The following is a 19701-nucleotide window of genomic DNA, read 5'->3' as shown; positions in this document are numbered from 1 at the left end:
CTGGATTGCTTCGCTGCGCTCGCAATGACGGGTGGTCTTGGCTGGAACGCCGGTCGCCCGAAACACGGGCCTATCCAAATCCTTTAAGCTTAAAAGAAAGACTAGGATGCCGCCCTGACCGGTGGCAGACTGGCGTTCGGTTCGCTGAACGAGTCCCCGGGGGAGTCACGATGCGCGATTGGGATGATGCTTACGCCAATTCGGCCCATATACCGGGTTCGGACAAGATGCCGGCGCAATGGGCGGAGCGGGCGGCGGCCTACCGGGCCGGGCTGCAGGATTTTCGCCCTGACATCGCCTATGGCTCCGCCGAGCGTCAGAGTTTCGACCTGATCCTGCCCGACGGCGACAGCAAGGGCCTCGTTGTGTTCGTGCACGGCGGCTATTGGATGCGCTTCGACAAATCGGCCTGGACGGATCTTGCCGAAGGCGCGCGGCATCACGGCTGGACCGTATGCCTGCCGAGCTACACGTTGGCGCCGGCGGCGCGCATCTCCGACATTACGGCGGAGATAGCCGCCGCGATCGCGAAAGCCGCCTCGCTCGTCGCGGGACCGATCCGGCTCGCCGGCCATTCGGCCGGCGGCCATCTCGTCACGCGCATGCTGTGCGACGACAGCCGGCTCGAGCCTTCAGTGTTCAGCCGCATCGCCGGTACGCTCTCGATCAGCGGGCTGCACGATCTGCGGCCGCTGCTGAAGACGAAGATGAACGAGACGCTGCGCATGACCATGGAGGAGGCGACGCTCGAGAGCGCAGCGCTGCATCTGCCGCGCGGGCATTCGCCTGTCACCGCCTGGGTCGGCGGCAGCGAGCGGCCTGAATTCATCCGCCAGTCCGACCTGCTGGCCAATGTCTGGACCGGCTTTGACGTGCCGACGCGGCTCGTCGTCGATCCCGGGCTCAACCATTTCACCGTGATCGACGCGCTGAAGGACCCGTCCTCGCAGATCACCGCGCGTCTGATCGGGCTCGATTGAACGAGGGCAGGAATGATCGATCGAAAGGACATGTCATGACGTCCAACGATTACGATCCCGCAAGCGAAGGCGCCGAGACCGACTTCGCCCGGCGCATGTCCTATGGCGAATATCTGTCGCTGGATGCCATTCTCGGCGCGCAGCATCCGCTCTCCGAAGCGCATGACGAGATGCTGTTCATCATTCAGCATCAAACCACGGAGCTGTGGATGCGTCTCGCGATCCATGAGCTCAGCGCCGCGCGCCGCGCCATCGCCAGGGACGAGGTGGCTCCCGCCATGAAGATGCTGGCGCGAATGTCGCGCATCTTCGAGCAGCTAAACAACGCCTGGGACGTGCTGCGTACGATGACGCCCAGTGAATATACCCGCTTTCGCTCCCAGCTCGGCCAGTCCTCCGGCTTCCAGTCGCGGCAATATCGGCTGATCGAATATCTGCTCGGCAACCGCAACCACGCCATGCTGAAGCCGCACGCGCACGATGTGGAAACGACAAAACTGCTCGAGGCTGAGCTCGCGACGCCGAGCCTCTATGACGAGGTGCTGCGGCTTGCCGATCGCCACGGGCTCAAGATGCCGGCCGCCGTGCTGGCGCGCGACGTCCGCGAGACCCACAGCTTCAGCGAGGGCGTGCTTGACGCCTGGCGCGAGGTCTACCAGGCGCCGGAGACGCACTGGATGCTGTACGAGCTTGCCGAGAAGCTGGTCGATTTCGAGGATTATTTCCGGCGCTGGCGCTTCAACCATGTCACCACGGTCGAGCGCGTCATCGGCTTCAAGCGCGGCACCGGCGGCACGGGTGGCGTCAGCTATCTGAAGCGCATGCTCGAGGTCGAGCTGTTTCCCGAACTCTGGCGCGTGCGCACGATTCTGTAGGGATGTCCATGTCCAGGCTTCGCGTCTACGCCGACACCAGGGCGCTGTTTCATCTGCCCGAGGGTGTGATCTATCTCGACGGCAATTCGCTCGGCGCATTGCCGCTTGGTGTCGCCGAGCGCGTCAACCGCGTCATCACGACGGAGTGGGGCGATGAGCTGATCCGCGCCTGGAACAGCGCAGGCTGGTATGCCCAGCCGCGCCATGTCGGCGATCGCATCGCCCGGCTGATCGGCGCGGAGGTGGGCTCGGTGATGGTCGGCGATACGCTTTCGCTCAAGGTCTACCAGGCACTCGCCGCTGCGCTCGACATGAACGCCTCGCGCAAGGTCGTCCTGTCGGACACCGGCAATTTCCCGACCGACCTCTACATGGCGGAAGGCCTGATCGCGACGCTCGGGCGCGGCCATCAGCTGCGCCTGGTGGCTCCGGAGGAGATCGAGGCTTCGCTGTCGGAAGAGGTCGCCGTCCTCTACATCACCGAGGTCGACTACCGCACCGGCCGCCGTCACGACATGGCGAAGCTGACCGCGAAGGCGCATGCGCTTGATATCGTCACGGTCTGGGACCTCGCGCATTCAGCCGGCGCGCTGCCGGTCGATCTCGCCGGCTGCGGTGTCGATTTCGCCGCGGGGTGCACCTACAAATACATCAATGCCGGCCCCGGCGCGCCGGCGTTTCTCTACGTCGCGCCGCGTCGTGCCGACGGCGCGCGTGCGGCGCTCTCCGGATGGATGGGCCACGCAAAGCCGTTTGCGTTTGAGCTTGGCTATGCCGCCGCCGGCGGTGTCGAGCGCATGCGCGTCGGCACCCCCCCGGTACTGGCGATGGCGGCGCTGGAGGCTTCGCTCGATATCTGGGATCGGGTTGATATCAAGGAGATCCGCGCCCGCTCGTTGGCGCTCGGTGATCTCCTGATCGCGGAGGTCGAGCGTCGTTGCCCGTCCCTGGAGCTCGTGACCCCGCGCGCGCACGAGCGTCGTGGTTCGCAAGTCTCGTTCGCCTTCGCGGGCGGCTACGCCGCGATGCAGGCCCTGATCGCGCGCGGCGTCATCGGCGATTTCCGTGCGCCCGATATCATGAGGTTCGGCATCACGCCGCTCTATATCGGCGAGAGCGAGATCGTCCGTGCGGCCGAGATCATCGAGGAGGTGATCGCAGGCGAGCTGTGGCGTCGGCCGGAATATCAGGTCGTGAACGCAGTGACGTGAAACACGAAGCCTCTCCGGCGTCATTGCGAGGAGCTCTTGCGACGAAGCAATCCAGAATCCCTCGGCGCAGGCAGTCTGGATTGCTTCGCTTCGCTCGCAATGACGGTGGAGGGATGGTCGGCGCGTCCCTGCCGGGGGAGCGCCGGCGTCACGGCAACCATTACCTCAGACGTCATTGCTTTGCCGCGCGAAGCCATTCACGTTGAGACAACGATGAATTGGGAGGAGATCCGATGACGCCGCTCGAAAAACTCAAGGCGATGAAAATGCCGTTCGCCGAGCTCAAGGGCGTCGAATTCGTCGAAGCCGGGAAGGATCGCGTGGTCGCGCGGATGATCGTGCGGCCCGATCTCTGCACCCTGCATCACACCATCCACGGCGGCGCGGTGATGGCGCTCGCCGATTCCGTTGGCGCAGCGGCGACCGTGATCAATCTGCCTGATGACGCCAGGGGCACCACGACGCTGGAGAGCAAGACCAACTTCATCGGTGGCGCCAAGGAGGGAACCACTGTCATCGCGATCGCGACCCCGGTTCACCGGGGGCGCCGGACCCAGGTCTGGACCACCCGGCTGGAGACCGAGGACGGCAAGCTGGTGGCCGTGGTGACCCAGACGCAGCTGGTCCTGTAAGACTACGGGGCTTTGATTTTGTTAACGAATTAGTCGTTCCCGATGCCGGAAACTTGAGCAGGTTCCCGTCTTGATAATTTTGTTGCGACGCACAATATTGGGGCCCTAGGGATTCGAACGCCTCCTCGAGGGACACCAAGAGGAGTTTTGACGTGACACTTGATGAGACCGTTCGCGCGACGTCCGTTCCGGGCTATGTGCGGACCCTGAGCCAGCAGGAAGAATTGCCGCTGTTGCGCGATCATCTGCTCAGGCTCGATGCCGAAAGCCGGCACGACCGCTTCAACGGTTTTCTCGACGACAATTTCATCGAGCGCTACGCGGCCCGCTGCGCGGATGATGGCACCGTGATCGTTGCCTACATCGTCGACGGCGTGGTCCGTGGTGCGGCTGAGCTGCATCCGCCGGAGGGCGATTCGCTGCCCGAAGTCGCTTTCAGCGTGGAGGCCTCCGCACGCCGCCAGAACGTCGGCACCGTGCTGTTCAGCCGCCTGATCGCGGAAGCGCGCTGGAAGGGCTACAAGAGCCTGCGCATCACCACGGGCGCGGAGAATCACGCCATGCGCGCGCTCGCCAGGAAGTTCGGCGCGAACCTGCAATTCCGCCATGGCGAATCGACCGGCACGATCGACCTGACCAAGACGCCCGAGGACGAGCTTGCGGATCTCGCCTCGGCGCCGTTCAAGGCCGGCCGCGCGCTGCTCAGCTTCAACTCGACCTGCTGGAAGCTGATCTCCAGCATGTACGGCAATCGCGCGGCCTGACAGCAAAGGCCTGAATCAAAAAGCGGACCGGCGAGGCCGGTCCGCTTTTTTTTGAAGCAAGAAGGTGAGGGCTTAGGTGCCGGTGCGCTTGTCGTTGCCGAAGCGACGAACGACGCGGCGCTCGACCACGACAGAGCGCTGCGCACCCTGTTCGCCGGCGATCACGCGCGTCGCGGTGATGCGGCTGTTGGTGCGGGCCTGCTTCTTGACCTCGGCCTGAACGGTTTCCAGTGGCATCCCCATCAGCGCGGCAGCGATCTCGGCCTGCTGCTCCTGGTCGTCGGTAATGCCGACGGCGGCGAAGATCGCCTCATCCAGCGTGGGCGGATCGTGGCGCACGCGCCGCGTGCCATATTTGGTATTCCAATCTGCGCTCATAACGGCCTCATTTGATGCCGGATACGTAGTGCCCTACATGTTGCATTGCAATATGAAATTGGTGTGGCAGCTCAGCTATGCACCGCTTGGGCGTCACAGCGGTGACGGGGCACCGATCTCGGGGCGTTGCTGCGGCCAGCGTTTCAGCGCCGCATGTCCCGCCTGCGTGAGCCCGTAGATTCCCCGGTCGGCGCGCTCGAACCAGCCATACACATTGTTAAGCAAGATCTTGCCGGCATCGGGACAGCGTTCGCGCAAATCGCGCACCCGCCGCGGGCCAGCGGCAAGCTCTGATGCGCAGGCCAGTGCCTGCTGCCGATAGGCCGTCATGATCGGCGCGCGGGTGCTGCCGCCGAGCACGGGATCGCCCTGGCGGCGCTGATGCTCGGCGACCAACCGCGAGCGCGTCTTCGGCTCGCGGCGCGGGGCCGCTGTCGGCGGCTTCACCAGCACCTCGACCTCGCCCTTATCGGTTACCCCGAGCATACCGAAGCCGAGGCGGCGACACAGATTGCGATAGCGCGCATCGCTCTCGCGGCCCTTGCCGCGTGCGGATATTTTTGCCGCGATCCAGATCTCGTCGCCTGCCGGCGCACGATCGACTGCTTGCAGGATCAGCTCGAGATTGAAGGCGAGCTTGAGCTCGCCGATCACCACGACAGGCGGATCGCCGGCGCTCAGGCCGACGAGATCGCAGCCGCGGATCTCGCCCTTCACGTCGAAGCCGAGGCTTTCGAGGAAGCGTTTGACGGGGAGGTAGAGCGCGGTTTCCAAGGTGAGTTTCCAATCGGAGAATCAATTCCCTGTAGTCTAGCCCGGATCGGGATCGAGGCCGGCGAGCATTTGCCCGAACGCGGTCAGGCCAGCTATATCCTCACGCGGGGAACAGGGCGCTTGCGATATGACGATCAGGAACGGGCTTTATCACATCCGGATCGAGTTCCTGGATAGCGTCCAGGGCGGCAATCAGGGTGTCATGGTGCTGCGCGACGGCACCATGCGCGGCGGCGACTCGTTTTTCTTCGCTTATGGCAGCTACAGCTCGGCCGACGGCAAATGGAAGGGCGAGCTGACCAACGAGGAGCATTCGCCCTCATTCGACGAGCGCCCGGTGTGGGGCCGCAAGGTCGTGACCATCGGCTTCAGTGGCACCTATACCGACGAGACCGCCTATGGCGAGGGCATTGCGCTCGCGGGCAAGCAGAGCATCCGCTTCAAGGGCAATCTGCGGCTGCTGGTGCCGGATTGATCACACCCGACCGCTCACCGGAATCAGCGCCCCGGTGACGCCGCTCGCGGCGTCGCTGACGAGGAACAGGATCACCTCGGCAAGCTCCTGCGGCGTCACCCATTTGGCGAAGTCCGCTTTCGGCATGTCGGTGCGGTTGGCCTTGGTGTCGATGATCGACGGCAGCACGGCGTTCACCGTGACCTTGCCTTTCCATTCGCTGGCCAGCGCCTCGGTGAGGCGGTGCACGCCCGCCTTCGATGCCGCGTAAGGTCCCATGCCGGAGCCCGCCTGAACCGCGCCCATGGCGCCGATATTGACGATGCGGCCGGCCTTTGAGGCAGCAAGGTGCGGCAGCGCTGCATGCGAGGTGTTGAGGGCCGTCAGCAGATTCAGCGCGTGCATGCGGTGCCATGTCTTGAGGTCGCCGTCGCCGACGGTCTCGAAGGCGAAGCCGCCGGCGATGTTGATCAGCGCGTCCAGTCTGCCGAAGTGCTTCGCGGCAGCCTCGACCGCTGTCTTCGCCTGCGCTGCATCGGAAAGGTCGACGCCGCCGATCTCGATGCGCTCGGTCGTGGCCGGCATTTGTGAGGGCGCATAATCGATGCCAGCCACCAGTGCACCGCGCGACCGTGCGACGTCGGCGACCACCCTGCCAAGCGCGCCGAGGGCGCCGGTCACGACGATGACTTTTCCCTGCACGGTTCTCTCCCTCGCCTCTATTCGCGCCGACTATTGCGCGAGGCCAGTTGCAGTTGCAATGGCGCTCGCATCAAGGCTGGGCTATAAATGCAACTTTAGATCGTTCGAGGAGGCTGTTTCATGCCCGAACCTTTTCCGCCCATCGAATTTCCCTCTGCGATCGTCGACCTGAAATATCCCCTGATGCGGCTCCGGCAAGCCTTCGATGGAAAGGGCGTGGTGCGGATCGTAGCCATGGGGTCGTCGTCGACGGCCGGACGAGCCGATGTCGTGCCTTATCCCTATCGGCTCGAGATGTATCTGCGGCAATATTTCAAGGACGTCCTGCATCGGACGGATATCCGGATTGACGTGCTCAACCGGGGGATTGGCGGACAAGAGGCGACCGAGGAGCTTGGGCGGTTCGAGGCCGATATTTTTCCCGATGATCCCGCGCTGGTGATCTGGCAGGTGGGAACGAATGCGGTTTTTCACAACGACCAATACGACGTTGACGTCGTTGCCGGGAACATCAGGAAGGGGCTGGCGCAATTGCGTGCCCGCGGCTTCGAGGTCGTGGTGATGGACCCGCAATATACGACGAAGATGCTGTGGGATGATCGCGCCGAGCTGTCGGACAGAATGGTCCGGCTGATCCGCGATGCGGCCAATGACGCCGGGGTCAATCTGTTTCAGCGCTGGGCCCTGATGCGGCATTGGCACGTGCAGAACAAGGTGTCGTTCGAGCAATTGGTCGATGTGACCGATCCCGACCAGCTGCACCAGAGCGACTGGAGCACCATGCAGGTTTCACTCGCTTTCAAGGATGTCATCATCAAGGCTGCGGGGGTGACGGCGTGAGGGGCCGCCGCCATCACGTTTGCAGATAACGCTCCTTCAGCGCGATCCGCTCGGGCGCGCCGAGCTTGAGGCCGTCGTGCAAATAGGCCTCGACATCGCCATAGTCGTCCCTGACCGCATCGAAAGCGGCCGCGAGAAAGGAGGCGTTGACCGAGCCGATCGCGTCGAGGACGTCGGCGGGCAGGTCGGAGACGCTCGAGGTGTCGCGCTTGTAGTGGCGGTTGGTGAGCAGATAATCCTCGGCAATGACGTCGTCGGGGACGCCGAGCGCATGCAGGATCAGGGCGCTGGCGAAGCCGGTACGGTCCTTGCCGGCGGTGCAGTGGATCACGAGCGGAGCGCGGTCCTCCAGCAGATAGCCGAACAGCATGCGGAAGCTATGCGTGTTGTGGCGGACATAGTTGCGATAGGACTCCCGCATGATCTCGAGCGCGACCTGCCGAGTGAGCGCGTCCCTGGCGAGCTCGGCGCGCAGCGAAGCCACCACCGTCGGCTCGATCGGCAGCGAATGTACGGTGATCTCGTTGACGACGCACATGCCAGCGGTCCGCTCCTCGACGCCGCGGAAGTCGAACGCGCTTTTGACGCCGAGTGCGCGAACGATTTCGATGTCGGCGGCGGTGAGCTGGCCGAGATGGTTGGAGCGGAAGATATGGCGCCAGCGCGTGATGCGGCCGTCACGTGTGGCGTAGCCGCCCAGGTCGCGAAAATTGCTGGCGCCTTGCAAGGCGAGGTGCCGGGCAGGGGAGTCTGACATCGGAGCCGCTTTTGTTATGTTGCCGACGCATCATTACAGGGGGCGATCATGGGGCGGGACAAGGCTGTTCTTTTGGGGATCACCATACTGACGGCGGGACCGTCAGGCGCGGGGCACGCCGACGCGCAGACGTTCCGGACCTATCGCTGCGTCGATGGCACCCAGTTCATCGTGGGTTTTTATGATTATGACACCCGCGCCTTCCTTCAGATCGACGGCGAGCCGGTGACGCTTGCCAAGCGCCTGACGGTATCGGGCATGCGCTATTCGGGGGCGGGCATCACGCTGAGGATCGACAAGAGCGGAGCCACCACGGTCAAGCATTTGAAACGGCCGGTCACGGCCTGCGCGGTGATTGAAAAGCCCGCCCTTTGAACGGACGTCCGGACAGAATCAAAAAGGGTCGAAACCTCGTTGTTTCGACCCTTTTTCAAACTTCCGTCGGGCACTCGAAAGAGCGCGGCGGTCTCAAACTGGACACCGGCATCAGCGTTCCCATTTGGGCTTTGCTTCGTCGACCGCGTCCTGGTGGTACCAGCTATCGCTGCAGATCGAGGCGTTCGCTGGAAGCGAGGCGTGATCGGCAGGAAGGCGTGGCTCGCCATAGCGGCGCCCCGCGAGAGCCGCGCGGCCCCCGGCAGGGAATTGGTAGATCTTCGCAGATCCGTAACTTAGACCATTATTCATCATTGCGATTGCTCCTGGGTCGAAGCGACTTGGCCTCCATGGTGCGCCCGACTCGTTCTGATGTGGTTACTGGAATCCCCATATCGGCCTCGCACTCCCAAAAGCAAAGTGCTGAAAACGATATCAGTTTCCGCCCAATTCTTGGGCAGGTAGCTATCTGCACCCCCTAAGGCACCGGATCGATGACTAACGTCTGGGCCGTTCCAAAGGTTGCTAGGCAGGAGGGGGCGGCTTTTCGAAAGTTGCTGGACGTTGATGCGCGTTTGATCGGCAACCTCAGGCAGGGGGCCTGCCTGCTTCAAAATCGGGCGTTTTCCGCGGGATTTTTGCAGTGCAGCTTCACGAGAAGGTGCGCTTCTATGACGCATGCGGCTGGGGACGGTTTTCCGTCGGCTGGACCCACTCCGGCGCGGTGGAAAAGCTTCCGCGCTGCGGCTTTTTGGCACGCAACATGCTTGTAGAGGGCCGGCCGATGATGGCCGGGTACAAACGTGCGGGGCTCTCAACCCCACCTTTCGCATCATCTACAGAGAGGCTCAATGACCAAGTATAAGCTCGAGTACATTTGGCTCGACGGATATACGCCGACTCCGAACTTGCGCGGCAAAACCCAGATCAAGGAATTTTCGTCGTTTCCGACGCTCGAGCAGCTTCCGCTGTGGGGCTTCGACGGCTCGTCGACCCAGCAGGCCGAAGGCCACAGCTCCGATTGCGTGCTGAAGCCGGTCGCCGTGTTCCCGGACGGTGCCCGCACCAATGGCGTGCTGGTGATGTGCGAAGTCATGATGCCCGATGGCAAGACCCCGCATCCGTCCAACAAGCGCGCCACCATCCTTGACGACGCCGGCGCCTGGTTCGGCTTCGAGCAGGAATACTTCTTCTACAAGAACGGCCGTCCGCTCGGCTTCCCCGAGTCCGGCTATCCGGCGCCGCAGGGCCCGTATTACACCGGCGTCGGTTATTCGAACGTCGGCGACGTTGCCCGCAAGATCGTCGAAGAGCATCTCGACCTCTGCCTCGCTGCCGGCATCAACCATGAAGGCATCAACGCGGAAGTCGCGAAGGGCCAGTGGGAATTCCAGATTTTCGGCAAGGGCTCCAAGACCGCTGCCGACCAGATGTGGATGGCCCGCTACCTGATGCTGCGCCTGACCGAGAAATACGGCATCGACATCGAATTCCACTGCAAGCCGCTCGGCGATACCGATTGGAACGGCTCGGGCATGCACGCCAACTTCTCCACCGAGTACATGCGTACGGTCGGCGGCAAGGAGTACTTCGAGGCGCTGATGGCCGCCTTCGACAAGAACCTGATGGACCACATCGCCGTCTACGGCCCGGACAACGACAAGCGTCTGACCGGCAAGCACGAGACCGCGCCGTGGAACAAGTTCAGCTACGGTGTGGCTGATCGTGGTGCCTCGATCCGCGTTCCCCACTCCTTCATCAACAACGGCTACAAGGGCTATCTGGAAGATCGCCGTCCGAACTCGCAGGGCGACCCATACCAGATCGCTTCGCAGATCCTGAAGACGATCTCGTCCGTGCCTGTCGACAAGAAGGCCGTCGCCTAAGATCCTCCCGGCCCGGACCTTTGGGGGCTTGGTCCGGGTTGGCTTTCAATCCGCCGGAGCTGCGAAGCCCCGGCGGATTTTTGCGTTCTGATGACAACGCTTATTGTGGGTCTGGCTTCTATGCCGGCGTGAAGCCTGTCCATGTCGGCCGAAACCGGGATAGAGTAGTCGTCAGGATGTGCGCGGAGCCGGGGACACGGCTGGTGTTTGAAGGCTTCTACAAGGTGCGGTTTCAGCTCGGCGACGCCGTCGGCCGGAGCGTGATGTATGCCGGCAATGGCAAGATGCTCGGCGGCAATTCGGCGTTCGCCCATATCGGCACCTACGAGAAGACCGAAGGCGGCGTCGACATCATCATCAAGACCGTCCGCCACAACCCCGATCCGAATTACCGCGCCATGGCCGGCACCGACGATGCGACGCTGATCGCGAAAGGTTTTGCGGACGGCGATCTCTACCGCTTCAAGGGCGAGCTGAAAGAGCTGCCCGGCGTGCCCTTCCAGTCGGTGATGACACCGATCACGGAGGAGGAGGTGCCGATCGCCGGCGGGGTCGGCGAGGCCGGCATCACCGATGGTCTCTATTCGATCCACCTGCGCATGCTCGACGGTGTCGACGGCGGGCTCACCGGCGTGATGCTGCTCAACCGCGGCCGCATCCTCGGCGGCGATGCTTCATTCTATTACCTCGGCAGCTACACCGCCGCGAACGGACGCTGGAAGGGGCAGATCCTCAACCAGGAGCACACCCCGGCCAAGGACGATCCGATCTTTGGCGGCCACGAGGTCGGCATCGGGTTTGCCGGCACCTATGATGGCGATCAGGCGATGCTGGAAGCGACTGCACTGGCCGGCAAGCGCAGCCTGCGCCTGTCCGCCACGCTCAAGCTGATGCATCGCGCCTGATCGCTACAGGGGAAATTGCTCATGGAAAAAATCCGCATGCTCTCGACGCTCGGCCTGATGGGGGCGATGCGCAGCCTGTCATCCGCGTTCGAGGCCGCAACGGGCATTCACGTCGATGCCGACTTTGCGCCGACCCTGGCGCTGCTCAGGCGCCTGCGCGCCGGGGAGGCGGCCGATCTCGTCATTCTCACGCGTGATGGGCTCGACGAGATGATCGGCGAGGGGCGCGTGATCGCGGACAGCGCGGCCGACCTCGCGCGCTCCTATGTCGGCCTCGCCGTGCGGGCCGGGCAGCCGCATCCCGATATTTCCAGCGAAGCCGCGCTGCGCAAGGCGCTGCTCGCGGCCCGATCCGTCGCCTATTCACGGCTGGGTGCGAGCGGCGTGTACTTCGCCCAGCTGATCGTGCGGATGGGCATCGCCACCGAGATCAACGCCGAGGCCACCATCGTCGAGCAGGGCTTTACGGCGGAGCGGCTCGTCAGCGGCGAGGCTGATCTCGCCGTGCAGCAGATCAGCGAGCTGAAGCAGGTCGGCGGCATCGAGGTGATCGGCCCGGTCCCGCACGAATTGCAGACGCCTGCCGTGTTCTCCGCCGGCCGCATGACGGATGCGAAGCAGGCCAAGGCGGCCGATCGCCTGCTGCGCTATCTCGCATCCCCCGAGGTCATGCCCGTGCTGCGCCGGTCTGGACTCGAGCCTTGAATTCGCCGGCACGCCGACGCAACGTGATGGCCATGCGAACCTGTCTCTTTGCCATCCTCTTCGCTCTTGCCGCGCCGGTCGCCGCGCACGCGCAATCGGCCGATCTCGTGCTGTGCGACCGTGTTGCCGCCGATCCCAGCGATCCGGACAAGCCGGCCGACGTGAAGGGCGTGCCTGAGATCGCGGCCGCCGACATCACGACCGCCATCAAATTCTGCAAGCAGGCGTCCGCATCGTCGCGCCGCGCAATGTTTGCGCTTGGGCGCGCCTATGCCGCGAACCGGCAGACGGCGGAAGCGCTCGCTGCCTGGCGCAAGGCCGCCGACAAGGGCTCCAGCGCGGCGATGGTGGAGCTCGGTGTCGCCTATGGCACCGGCTCCGGTGTTGCCAAGGACGAGGCGCAGGCGCGAACGCTGTTTGAGAAAGCGGCGCAATCAGGCAATCCCCGCGGCGTCTCCAACCTCGCCGCGCTCGGCAGGGCCGGTGGCGGAACGCCGGCCGATCCGGCGCAGGCGCGCAGCCTTCTGAGCAAGTCCGCCGAGACCAATGCGGAGGCGCAGTACCAGCTCGGCCTGATGCTCTCCAATGGCGATGGCGGCGAGAAGGATGATGTCGCGGCGCTCGCGCTGTTCGAGAAGGCGGCCGCGCAAAACCATCCCGGCGCGCTGGAGCGGATGGGCGCGTTCGCGCAAGAGGGGCGCGGCGGTCCGAAGGACAAGGACGCCGCCAAGGCCTATTACGAGCGCGCGGCTGCGCTCGGCGACGAGGACGCCAAGAAGGCGCTGGAGCGGTTGCGCTGCCCCTATGCGATCAAGGACAAGCAGGGCAGGCTCGTCACCACGCTTTGCTTCTAGAGGATGACGAGGCCGCTCTTGATCGAGCGCAAGGTGGCACGGCCCGGCGGGCCTAGATTGCGTCTCCATTGGAATGGAGACGTGCGATGAAACTGTGTCGTTGGATAGTCGTGTTGGCCTTGATGGGAGCGGCCACGGCCGTGACGGCGCAGGATCTCAAATCGCCGTCGGCGGACCAGTACGTGCCGCGGCTCGGCGACATCATGAGCGCCGCACAGACGCGCCACCAGAAGCTCTGGCTGGCCGGCAAGTCGCAGAACTGGGAGCTTTCGGCTTACGAGCTGCGCCAGCTCAAGGCGAGCCTGGTCGAGGCCGCCTTGCTCTATTCCGGCATCCCCGTCAGCAATATCACGACACTGGAGCCGTCGCTGCAGGCGACGTCCGACGCGATTGCGGCCAAGGACGGCCGCAAATTCGCAAAGGCCCTGGGTGATCTCACCGAGGGCTGCAACGCCTGTCACCGGTCGATGGGACGCAGCTTCGTCGTCATCAAGGTTCCCGCAGACCCGCAGCCGTTTGCCAATCAACTGTTTGCGCCGCCGGCGAGGCCATGACGGAACGGACCGCGTGCGGCACAGTTTGACTGGCAAGTCCACGCAGGAGGCGCAACCATGATCCGCAAGCTCGCATCCGGCGAATACCGGCTGTATTCGCGCAAGGTGAATCCCAAGACCGGCAAGCGGCGCAATCTCGGCACTTTCAAGAGCCGCGCGGCAGCCGAGAAGCACGAGCGCGAGGTGCAGTATTTCAAGCGTCATTGACGGTTGCCGAACGCCGCACGTGCGTCAACGCAAAAGTCGAAAACAACCCCATGCACAGTAGGCAAGGGGTTGAAAGGCCGAGCTCTTGAACGACTATTGCTGATTTTACGAAATTGGCTTGACCCGTCGGGCAAAACAGGTGCATGATGGCACCTTGGCAGGATCAGTTCCGCGAGCCCCTGCGCGGAAAAGCCTGGTGGCATCGATGCCGCGACGATGCTAGGACCCGGCGATTCCTTTTGATTTTGCGGGTTCACGATTTTGCTCAACGGGCTCTACAAGGTTGAATACGGCATCAACGGCGCCTTCGGCCGCAGCATCATGTGTCTGCACGACGGCAAGATGCTGGGCGGCAATTCCGCCTTTGCGCATCTCGGCAGCTACGTGGTCAGGGACGGCGTGATCGAAGCCGAGGTCATCACGGAGCGCTATAATGACGATCCCAATTTCAAGCCGTTGATGGGTGCCGACGTCACCACGATCAGGGTGCGCGGTCGCACCGAGGGATCGACCATCCTGCTGGAGGGCAGGGCGGATGCGATGCCAGACGGCGTGTTCTGGGCCAACCTCGCCCTGCTCGACGACGCCGCGCTGCCGCCGCGTGGCACGATCGGGCAACGCAGCATCGCCAACGGGCTCTATGCGATGCAGCTGCGCGCACTCGACGGCGTCGATGCAAGCCTTTCCGGCGTGATGCTGCTGCTCGACGGCCGCATTCTCGGTGGCGACGCGTTCTTCTACTATCTGGGCTCCTATTCCTCGGTGGACGGCCGCTGGAAGGGCGAGATGCTCAACCAGGAGCACACGCCGGCGAAGGGCGACAATCCCGTCTTCGGTGGCTACGAGGTCGGGATCGGCTTCTCCGGAAGCTGCACGGAAGACGGCGGCGAGCTCGAAGGCATCGCGCTCGCGGGAAAGCGCAGCCTGCGGTTGGCAGCATCGCTCAGGCTGATGCGACGCGTGTAGGGAGCCTGATCAAAGGTCGCTGTACCGTTTGCTGAGGGGAGGCGTTTCGAAGCCCACGCGTGACCTCACAGAAGCACGAGTTGGACATCCTCATTCAACAATTCTGTCCGCTCGCGCCACGATCGCATCGGGAATAACTGAGCCAAGCCGCTTGGCTGTCTCCAAGTTCAAGACAAATTCAAAAACCACGGGCTGTTCGACCGGCTCTAATTAGATCCGCGCGCGCTCGAAATCCTGGTCAAGGCCGCACCAAAGATCCACGTTTCCGTCACCGAAGGCCTCGACAGCGAAATCGCCGAAATGCTGCGGCGTGGCCATGTCGATCTTGTCGTGAGCAGGATCGGGGGCGGATCGGCCTATCAGGAGCTGGCAGAAGAAGAACTCTTTCGCTCCGACTGAGGGCTCATCACCCGCCCGGATCATCCCATCGCGAAGCGTTCGAGCGTCCGGCTCTCGGATCTCAGAGACGTGCGTTGGGTGCTGCCCGCCGGCGGCAGCACATTCAGGCAGCAAATGGAGCGCGTGTTTGCCAGCTCAAATCTCGGCCTCCTGCTATTTCGCCGCGACTTCTCTGATGAGTTGGCCGAACCTTCGCGCTAATGGTGATAGTTCGCGATCGCTCAAACGGATCACCCCGAGCGCACGCCGCGCGCCGGCTCCATCCAGCCTGATGGCGTGCAATAGACCGGCTCGCCGTTCGAGAGTGACTAACTGCTTCGGCATCAGTGCCACGCCTTCTCCGTAAATGACGATCGATTTCATGGCAGTCATCGAATTCGTGCGAATGGCACGTAGCGGCCAGTCGATCCCTGCCACCGTAAACAGCGCCTCGAGCTGCCGGTGATATGCACTATCGTCGCTCGGCAACACCCACTCAGCGTCCCGAAGGCGACGGAGCGTCGTTCTTTGCGTTGCGGAGAGGGGATGCCCGGCGCGGACCACGACGCAGAACGGGTCCATTGCGACCCGTTCTTCGATCATATCATTTGATGTCGGATAGACTCCAACGGGCCCGACCAGCAAGTCCAACTCGCCGTTGCGCAGGGCCGCCAGCCCCTGGGAATGCGTCGTTTCTCGCACGATGGCGGTCGCGGCCGGAATCTCCTTCTTCAGTCGCGCCAGAGCCCGTGGGACCAGTTCGGCCGCGGCCACCGGGGTCACGCCCACGGCGAGCGGCCCAAGGGCGGATGCTCTGAAAGTGCGGATTTCAGTGCGGGTGCGCGCGACGATCGTTTCCAGCTGGATCGCGCGCCGCGAAAGGATTTCGCCTGCCTCGGTCAGCTTGGCGCCCGCACGACCTCGTTCGAGGACGCGCGTGCCAATCAGCCTTTCCAGCTGTGCGATGCTATTGGAGAGGGTCGGCTGCGACAATCTCAGAAGCTGCGCCGCGCGACTGAATGACCCGCACTGCGCGATGGTTGCTAGATAGCGGAGCTGCTTGAGGTCGAGATCCATTTGGAAAGCCTATGGAATACGCCAGTATCCTTATTTGACATCAATGGAAAAACCAAGCTCAAGTTCGCCGAATGGCAACGCGCATTCCTTGAAAACCGGATTTGCGCTTGTCCCCGGGGAGGAGAAGGATGACGCAGTGCCATCACGTGCATCTGGTCGGCAGCGTAGGTCTGGACACAGCCGAGGATGTATTCAGCCGGGTTGGGCGCGCGCTCGGCCGGCGACTTGACCGCGTTCCGGATGGCGAGCCGGGACCGCGCCGCTTGTGGGTCAGCTTTCAATACCCGTTCCTGAGGGCGAGCCCCTTTCTGCGGCCCGATCCGAGCGGCGCAACGAGAAAGACCTCTGGTCTCCCGCTGCTGTGCCTCGGCGAGGAGGTGAAGCGAGGCGAGGTTCGGTTCGGAGAACTGGGTTATGCGCGCGAGGCGCGCGCCTCTTACCAGGACTTTCTGGCCGCCCGGGAGCGCGGGGACATCCAGCCCCGTGCGCGATTTCAGGTCTGCTTGCCGACACCGATGAGCGTCATTTATGCGTTCTGCACGGCCCGGGACATTACCGAGATCGAGCCGGCCTACGAAGCGGCAATGCTGCGGGAGGTCGAGACGATCTGCCGGCATATCCCGCATCGGGACCTTTGCCTCCAGTGGGACGTCTGCCACGACATGATTGTGTGGGACGGCCAACCCCAGGACCAGTTCCCGCTTATCAACGCGTCGAAAGCGGAGATTGCCGCCAGGTTTGCGCGGATCTGTGCCTCCATTCCCTCCGATGTCGAGCTCGGCTTTCACCTCTGCTATGGCGATTTTGGCGGCAAGCACTTCTTCGATCCGGTGACAGCGCGCCATCTCGTGGAGATCGCCAACTGCATAGCGGCGACTGTCGGGCACGAAATCGCATACATCCATGTGCCGGTGCCGCTGCCGCGGGCAAACGATGAGTATTTTGCGCCCATGCGGGACTTCAAGCTCGCGCCTGGGACTCGATTGTACCTGGGACTCATTCACGCGGCAGATGGCGCCGACGGCGCGCGCCGGCGGATTGAGCTGGCGAGCAAATACGTCCCGGAGTTCGGAATCGCCACCGAATGCGGGTTCGCGCGGGCCCGCAAGCCCGACCTCGTCGAACGAATTCTGGGAATTCATGCGGAGGTCGCGGCCGAGCCGCCGCAGGCCACGTGACGGGCCGACGCCAGCCATCGTCAGACACGGAGGACCAATGTATCTAAGAAACTGCTGGTATGTCGCCGCGTGGTCACGAGACGTGGGCGACATGCCTGTCGGCAGGATCGTCCTGGACGAGCCTGTCGTGCTGTATCGCAAGGCGGACGGATCGATCGTTGCCCTCGAGGATCGCTGCGCGCATCGTCATGCCCCACTGCACTGCGGCCGGGTACTCGGTTCGGATATTCAGTGTGGCTACCACGGCCTGGTCTTCAACGAAGAGGGGGTTTGCACCAAGGTTCCCGGCCAGACCGCAACTCCGCTCCAGGCCAGGGTCAGAAAATATCGCGCTCTCGAAAGATACGCCTTTGTCTGGATCTGGATGGGCGATCCCGATCTGGCCGATCCAGACGTGATCCCGGATTTCGCAAGGATGTCAGACCCGACATTTGCACCAACCGGTGCGGTCAATCACGTGCGCGCGCACTATGAGCTCCTGAACGACAATCTCCTCGATTTGTCGCATGTCGGTTACGTGCATTGCTCCACGATCGGTACGCCCGAGATGGGGGAGAAGGCGACCGTGAGGACGGAAAGGACGGAGCATGGAATTCGCGTCACGCGCTGGGTGATTGATTGCGCGCCGCCGCCGACGCACGTCAGAAGCGGGATCTTCAGGCAGGGCCACCGCGTGGATCGATGGCAGATCATCGATTTCCTGCCGCCGTCCTTCATCCAGATCCATGTTGGCTCCGCGAAGACCGGAACGGGAGCGCCGGAGGGCAATCGGGTGGGCGGTCTTGGCATGTGGATCATGAATGCGATGACCCCGGAGACGCCGGTGTCAACCAACTACTATTGGGTTGTCGCCAGGGACTTTCAGGTGCATTCGCCGGAAACGACCCGGCTCATCTTCAACGAAATCACCACCGCATTCGAGGAGGACAAGCAAATTCTGGAGGCGCAGCAAAGATCGATCGAATTATTCGCCGGACCATCGAGCGTCAACATCCCCGCGGATGCGGGAGGGATCCAGGCTCGCCGGCTGCTGCGAACGCTGATTGAAACCCAGCTCGCCCCGGCCTGATCGGCAATCTGCGGAGGCGGCGGTACCAGGCGAAGAACCGTGCCATAATAGGGGAGATCAATAGCCAGACAGCGAGCAGGGAAATGGGGCCACGCGTCAAGATCGATCCTCGTCGTCTCCTCGATCTCCTGAGCGTGGCAAAGCATCGCTCCTTCAGTGCGGCCGCAGCAGCGATGAACGTTTCGCAGCCCGGGCTCTCCCGCAGTATCGCATTGCTCGAGCGGGAAGTGGGCGCGAAGGTGCTCGAGCGCGGCAGACAGGGCGCGCAGCTCAACGCGATGGGGAGGGCGCTGGTCTTCCATGCTGAGGCACTTGAAGCCCTGCTTGAGCGCGCCAGGGAGGACATGCGACTGCGGACGCTCGGCCTCGAGGGATCCGTCAAGATCGGCGTGACGCCGATCACAGCTGCCGGGATCGTGCCGCGTGCCCTCGAGATCCTCGTGAAGGCGGCTCCGAAGGTACATGTGTCCTTGACGGAAGGTCTCGACAGCGAGATCGCCGACATGCTCAGGCGTGGCCATCTCGATCTCGTCGTCAGCCGGATCGGAAGCGGATCGAACGATCCCGAGCTGGAGGAGGAAGAGCTTTTCTACTCCGATTGGGGGTTGATCATGCGGGTGGACCATCCGCTCAGCGCACGTTCGTTTGTGCGGCTCTCCGACCTGAAAGACGTGCGCTGGGTGCTGCCTGCAGGCGGCAGCGCGTTCAGGCAACAGATGGAAAGGCTGTTCGCCGCCTCCGCTCTCGGCTGGCCGACGCGCAGCATCAACACAAACTCGATCCTCGCCATCAAGGCAATCGTCATGAGTACAGACTGCGTGTCGCTGATGGCGCGCGGCTTGGTCGAGGTCGAGGTGGCCGCCGGTCGTTTGCGTGTGGTCCCGCTGAAAGGTGTGGGGAGCCAGCGTCCCGTCGGCATGACGTGGAGGCGGAATGACAAGTTGTCGCCGATCGCCACGCGGCTGGTGGAGATCCTCCGCCGCGTGTCGAAAGACGAACTCATTGTGCCAAAGCAAGGTCCGGAGGTGCGTCGGGGAAAGGGGCGAGGGAGCCGCGGTCCTCCATAACAAAAATGCATGGTTTTCAAAAAACATCGTATTGGACGCATAGATAGCCGCTGACTAGGGTCTCTCCCAAGGGAGGAGAACAAGATCGCCGAACACGCGGGATACGAATCCCG

At 63.2% G+C, this 19701-nt stretch carries 25 protein-coding genes; 19 read left to right on the top strand and 6 right to left on the bottom strand.

What is annotated here, in order from left to right; all coding sequences use genetic code 11:
- Positions 1 to 170 precede the first annotated feature (170 nt).
- The 5 genes from XH80_RS37570 to XH80_RS37550 all read left to right on the top strand — a co-directional run bounded on the left by XH80_RS37570 (position 171) and on the right by XH80_RS37550 (position 4462).
- Positions 171 to 980 carry an alpha/beta hydrolase gene (locus XH80_RS37570; RefSeq protein WP_271602973.1) on the top strand — a complete coding sequence of 270 codons (810 nt, stop codon included), beginning with the start codon at positions 171 to 173 and terminating at the stop codon, positions 978 to 980.
- 35 nt (positions 981 to 1015) lie between these two features.
- Complete coding sequence (kynA, locus tag XH80_RS37565; protein WP_271602972.1) at positions 1016 to 1855, top strand: tryptophan 2,3-dioxygenase; 840 nt, start codon at positions 1016 to 1018, stop codon at positions 1853 to 1855.
- An 8-nt stretch (positions 1856 to 1863) separates the two neighbouring features.
- On the top strand, positions 1864 to 3066 hold the full coding sequence (gene kynU, locus XH80_RS37560; protein ID WP_271602971.1) for a kynureninase: 1203 nt from the start codon (positions 1864 to 1866) through the stop codon (positions 3064 to 3066).
- A gap of 233 nt (positions 3067 to 3299) precedes the next feature.
- On the top strand, positions 3300 to 3698 hold the full coding sequence (locus tag XH80_RS37555) for a PaaI family thioesterase (protein ID WP_271602970.1): 399 nt from the start codon (positions 3300 to 3302) through the stop codon (positions 3696 to 3698).
- Between the two features lie 152 nt (positions 3699 to 3850).
- Positions 3851 to 4462, top strand: a complete 612-nt coding sequence (locus XH80_RS37550; RefSeq protein ID WP_271602969.1) for a GNAT family N-acetyltransferase — start codon at positions 3851 to 3853, stop codon at positions 4460 to 4462.
- A 72-nt stretch (positions 4463 to 4534) separates the two neighbouring features.
- Here XH80_RS37550 and XH80_RS37545 read toward each other — a convergent pair whose 3' ends face one another.
- Complete coding sequence (locus tag XH80_RS37545; protein ID WP_271602968.1) at positions 4535 to 4840, bottom strand: hypothetical protein; 306 nt, start codon at positions 4838 to 4840, stop codon at positions 4535 to 4537.
- A gap of 93 nt (positions 4841 to 4933) precedes the next feature.
- Complete coding sequence (locus XH80_RS37540; protein WP_271602967.1) at positions 4934 to 5614, bottom strand: DUF2161 domain-containing phosphodiesterase; 681 nt, start codon at positions 5612 to 5614, stop codon at positions 4934 to 4936.
- A gap of 127 nt (positions 5615 to 5741) precedes the next feature.
- Here XH80_RS37540 and XH80_RS37535 point away from each other — a divergent pair, with 127 nt between their 5' ends.
- Positions 5742 to 6089 carry a GrlR family regulatory protein gene (locus XH80_RS37535; RefSeq protein WP_271602966.1) on the top strand — a complete coding sequence of 116 codons (348 nt, stop codon included), beginning with the start codon at positions 5742 to 5744 and terminating at the stop codon, positions 6087 to 6089.
- Here XH80_RS37535 and XH80_RS37530 read toward each other — a convergent pair whose 3' ends face one another.
- The gene (locus XH80_RS37530; protein ID WP_271602965.1) at positions 6090 to 6770 is read right to left on the bottom strand and encodes an SDR family oxidoreductase; all 681 of its coding nucleotides are present in this window, start codon (positions 6768 to 6770) and stop codon (positions 6090 to 6092) included.
- A 120-nt stretch (positions 6771 to 6890) separates the two neighbouring features.
- Here XH80_RS37530 and XH80_RS37525 point away from each other — a divergent pair, with 120 nt between their 5' ends.
- Positions 6891 to 7610: an SGNH/GDSL hydrolase family protein gene (locus tag XH80_RS37525; RefSeq protein ID WP_271602964.1), complete on the top strand. Its 720-nt coding sequence runs from the start codon at positions 6891 to 6893 to the stop codon at positions 7608 to 7610.
- A 13-nt stretch (positions 7611 to 7623) separates the two neighbouring features.
- Here XH80_RS37525 and XH80_RS37520 read toward each other — a convergent pair whose 3' ends face one another.
- Positions 7624 to 8367, bottom strand: coding sequence for a tyrosine-protein phosphatase (locus tag XH80_RS37520; RefSeq protein ID WP_271602963.1), 744 nt, complete (start codon positions 8365 to 8367; stop codon positions 7624 to 7626).
- 48 nt (positions 8368 to 8415) lie between these two features.
- On the opposite strand from XH80_RS37520, the gene XH80_RS37515 reads away from it, so the two are divergent.
- Positions 8416 to 8742, top strand: coding sequence for an MliC family protein (locus XH80_RS37515; RefSeq protein WP_271602962.1), 327 nt, complete (start codon positions 8416 to 8418; stop codon positions 8740 to 8742).
- Positions 8743 to 8853: 111 nt separating this feature from the next.
- Here XH80_RS37515 and XH80_RS37510 read toward each other — a convergent pair whose 3' ends face one another.
- Entirely contained in the window at positions 8854 to 9057 is a 204-nt protein-coding gene (locus XH80_RS37510; RefSeq protein WP_220003446.1) for a DUF2735 domain-containing protein, read from the bottom strand.
- A 536-nt stretch (positions 9058 to 9593) separates the two neighbouring features.
- Between XH80_RS37510 and XH80_RS37505 the strand changes: the two genes are divergently transcribed.
- The 8 genes from XH80_RS37505 (at position 9594) to XH80_RS44170 (ending at position 15419) form a co-directional block, all read left to right on the top strand.
- Positions 9594 to 10628, top strand: coding sequence for a glutamine synthetase beta-grasp domain-containing protein (locus tag XH80_RS37505; RefSeq protein ID WP_057757742.1), 1035 nt, complete (start codon positions 9594 to 9596; stop codon positions 10626 to 10628).
- Positions 10629 to 10831: 203 nt separating this feature from the next.
- A complete protein-coding gene (locus XH80_RS37500) occupies positions 10832 to 11533 on the top strand; it encodes a GrlR family regulatory protein (RefSeq protein WP_271602961.1) in 702 nt (233 codons plus the stop codon).
- A gap of 21 nt (positions 11534 to 11554) precedes the next feature.
- Complete coding sequence (locus tag XH80_RS37495; protein ID WP_271602960.1) at positions 11555 to 12238, top strand: substrate-binding domain-containing protein; 684 nt, start codon at positions 11555 to 11557, stop codon at positions 12236 to 12238.
- A 32-nt stretch (positions 12239 to 12270) separates the two neighbouring features.
- Entirely contained in the window at positions 12271 to 13092 is an 822-nt protein-coding gene (locus XH80_RS37490) for a tetratricopeptide repeat protein (protein ID WP_271602959.1), read from the top strand.
- 86 nt (positions 13093 to 13178) lie between these two features.
- Positions 13179 to 13646: a hypothetical protein gene (locus XH80_RS37485; RefSeq protein WP_271602958.1), complete on the top strand. Its 468-nt coding sequence runs from the start codon at positions 13179 to 13181 to the stop codon at positions 13644 to 13646.
- A gap of 57 nt (positions 13647 to 13703) precedes the next feature.
- Entirely contained in the window at positions 13704 to 13853 is a 150-nt protein-coding gene (locus tag XH80_RS37480) for a hypothetical protein (protein WP_007609497.1), read from the top strand.
- A gap of 261 nt (positions 13854 to 14114) precedes the next feature.
- Entirely contained in the window at positions 14115 to 14819 is a 705-nt protein-coding gene (locus XH80_RS37475; RefSeq protein ID WP_271602957.1) for a GrlR family regulatory protein, read from the top strand.
- Between the two features lie 405 nt (positions 14820 to 15224).
- Positions 15225 to 15419 carry a LysR substrate-binding domain-containing protein gene (locus XH80_RS44170; protein WP_442869204.1) on the top strand — a complete coding sequence of 65 codons (195 nt, stop codon included), beginning with the start codon at positions 15225 to 15227 and terminating at the stop codon, positions 15417 to 15419.
- Here XH80_RS44170 and XH80_RS37470 read toward each other — a convergent pair.
- Positions 15372 to 16274, bottom strand: coding sequence for a LysR family transcriptional regulator (locus XH80_RS37470; RefSeq protein ID WP_271602956.1), 903 nt, complete (start codon positions 16272 to 16274; stop codon positions 15372 to 15374). The two genes, XH80_RS44170 and XH80_RS37470, sit on opposite strands and share 48 nt — an antisense overlap.
- Positions 16275 to 16402: 128 nt before the next feature.
- Here XH80_RS37470 and XH80_RS37465 point away from each other — a divergent pair, with 128 nt between their 5' ends.
- From XH80_RS37465 to XH80_RS37455, 3 genes are all read left to right on the top strand, one after another.
- Complete coding sequence (locus tag XH80_RS37465) at positions 16403 to 17452, top strand: hypothetical protein (RefSeq protein ID WP_271602955.1); 1050 nt, start codon at positions 16403 to 16405, stop codon at positions 17450 to 17452.
- On the top strand, positions 17415 to 18521 hold the full coding sequence (locus tag XH80_RS37460; protein WP_333968917.1) for an aromatic ring-hydroxylating dioxygenase subunit alpha: 1107 nt from the start codon (positions 17415 to 17417) through the stop codon (positions 18519 to 18521). The genes XH80_RS37465 and XH80_RS37460 overlap by 38 nt, the downstream gene beginning before the upstream one ends.
- Before the next feature lie 83 nt (positions 18522 to 18604).
- The gene (locus XH80_RS37455; protein WP_271602953.1) at positions 18605 to 19588 is read left to right on the top strand and encodes a LysR family transcriptional regulator; all 984 of its coding nucleotides are present in this window, start codon (positions 18605 to 18607) and stop codon (positions 19586 to 19588) included.
- Positions 19589 to 19701: the final 113 nt, after the last annotated feature.

The sequence above is a fragment of the Bradyrhizobium sp. CCBAU 45384 genome, from assembly GCF_028128665.1.
Classification (GTDB): Bacteria; Pseudomonadota; Alphaproteobacteria; order Rhizobiales; family Xanthobacteraceae; genus Bradyrhizobium; species Bradyrhizobium manausense.
This window is presented reverse-complemented; position numbering and strand designations above follow the sequence as displayed.

Coding starts and splice junctions, on each gene's coding strand:
- XH80_RS37495 (WP_271602960.1), top strand. CDS start 11,555: ATGGAAAAAATCCGCATGCTCTCGACGCTCGGCCTGATGGGGGCGATG.
- kynU (WP_271602971.1), top strand. CDS start 1,864: ATGTCCAGGCTTCGCGTCTACGCCGACACCAGGGCGCTGTTTCATCTG.
- XH80_RS37515 (WP_271602962.1), top strand. CDS start 8,416: ATGGGGCGGGACAAGGCTGTTCTTTTGGGGATCACCATACTGACGGCG.
- XH80_RS37480 (WP_007609497.1), top strand. CDS start 13,704: ATGATCCGCAAGCTCGCATCCGGCGAATACCGGCTGTATTCGCGCAAG.
- XH80_RS37520 (WP_271602963.1), bottom strand. CDS start 8,367: ATGTCAGACTCCCCTGCCCGGCACCTCGCCTTGCAAGGCGCCAGCAAT.
- XH80_RS37485 (WP_271602958.1), top strand. CDS start 13,179: ATGAAACTGTGTCGTTGGATAGTCGTGTTGGCCTTGATGGGAGCGGCC.
- XH80_RS37545 (WP_271602968.1), bottom strand. CDS start 4,840: ATGAGCGCAGATTGGAATACCAAATATGGCACGCGGCGCGTGCGCCAC.
- XH80_RS37470 (WP_271602956.1), bottom strand. CDS start 16,274: ATGGATCTCGACCTCAAGCAGCTCCGCTATCTAGCAACCATCGCGCAG.
- XH80_RS37460 (WP_333968917.1), top strand. CDS start 17,415: ATGCGGAGGTCGCGGCCGAGCCGCCGCAGGCCACGTGACGGGCCGACG.
- XH80_RS37455 (WP_271602953.1), top strand. CDS start 18,605: ATGGGGCCACGCGTCAAGATCGATCCTCGTCGTCTCCTCGATCTCCTG.
- XH80_RS37525 (WP_271602964.1), top strand. CDS start 6,891: ATGCCCGAACCTTTTCCGCCCATCGAATTTCCCTCTGCGATCGTCGAC.
- XH80_RS37490 (WP_271602959.1), top strand. CDS start 12,271: ATGCGAACCTGTCTCTTTGCCATCCTCTTCGCTCTTGCCGCGCCGGTC.
- XH80_RS37535 (WP_271602966.1), top strand. CDS start 5,742: ATGACGATCAGGAACGGGCTTTATCACATCCGGATCGAGTTCCTGGAT.
- XH80_RS37510 (WP_220003446.1), bottom strand. CDS start 9,057: ATGATGAATAATGGTCTAAGTTACGGATCTGCGAAGATCTACCAATTC.
- XH80_RS37570 (WP_271602973.1), top strand. CDS start 171: ATGCGCGATTGGGATGATGCTTACGCCAATTCGGCCCATATACCGGGT.
- XH80_RS37465 (WP_271602955.1), top strand. CDS start 16,403: ATGACGCAGTGCCATCACGTGCATCTGGTCGGCAGCGTAGGTCTGGAC.
- XH80_RS37505 (WP_057757742.1), top strand. CDS start 9,594: ATGACCAAGTATAAGCTCGAGTACATTTGGCTCGACGGATATACGCCG.
- XH80_RS37555 (WP_271602970.1), top strand. CDS start 3,300: ATGACGCCGCTCGAAAAACTCAAGGCGATGAAAATGCCGTTCGCCGAG.
- kynA (WP_271602972.1), top strand. CDS start 1,016: ATGACGTCCAACGATTACGATCCCGCAAGCGAAGGCGCCGAGACCGAC.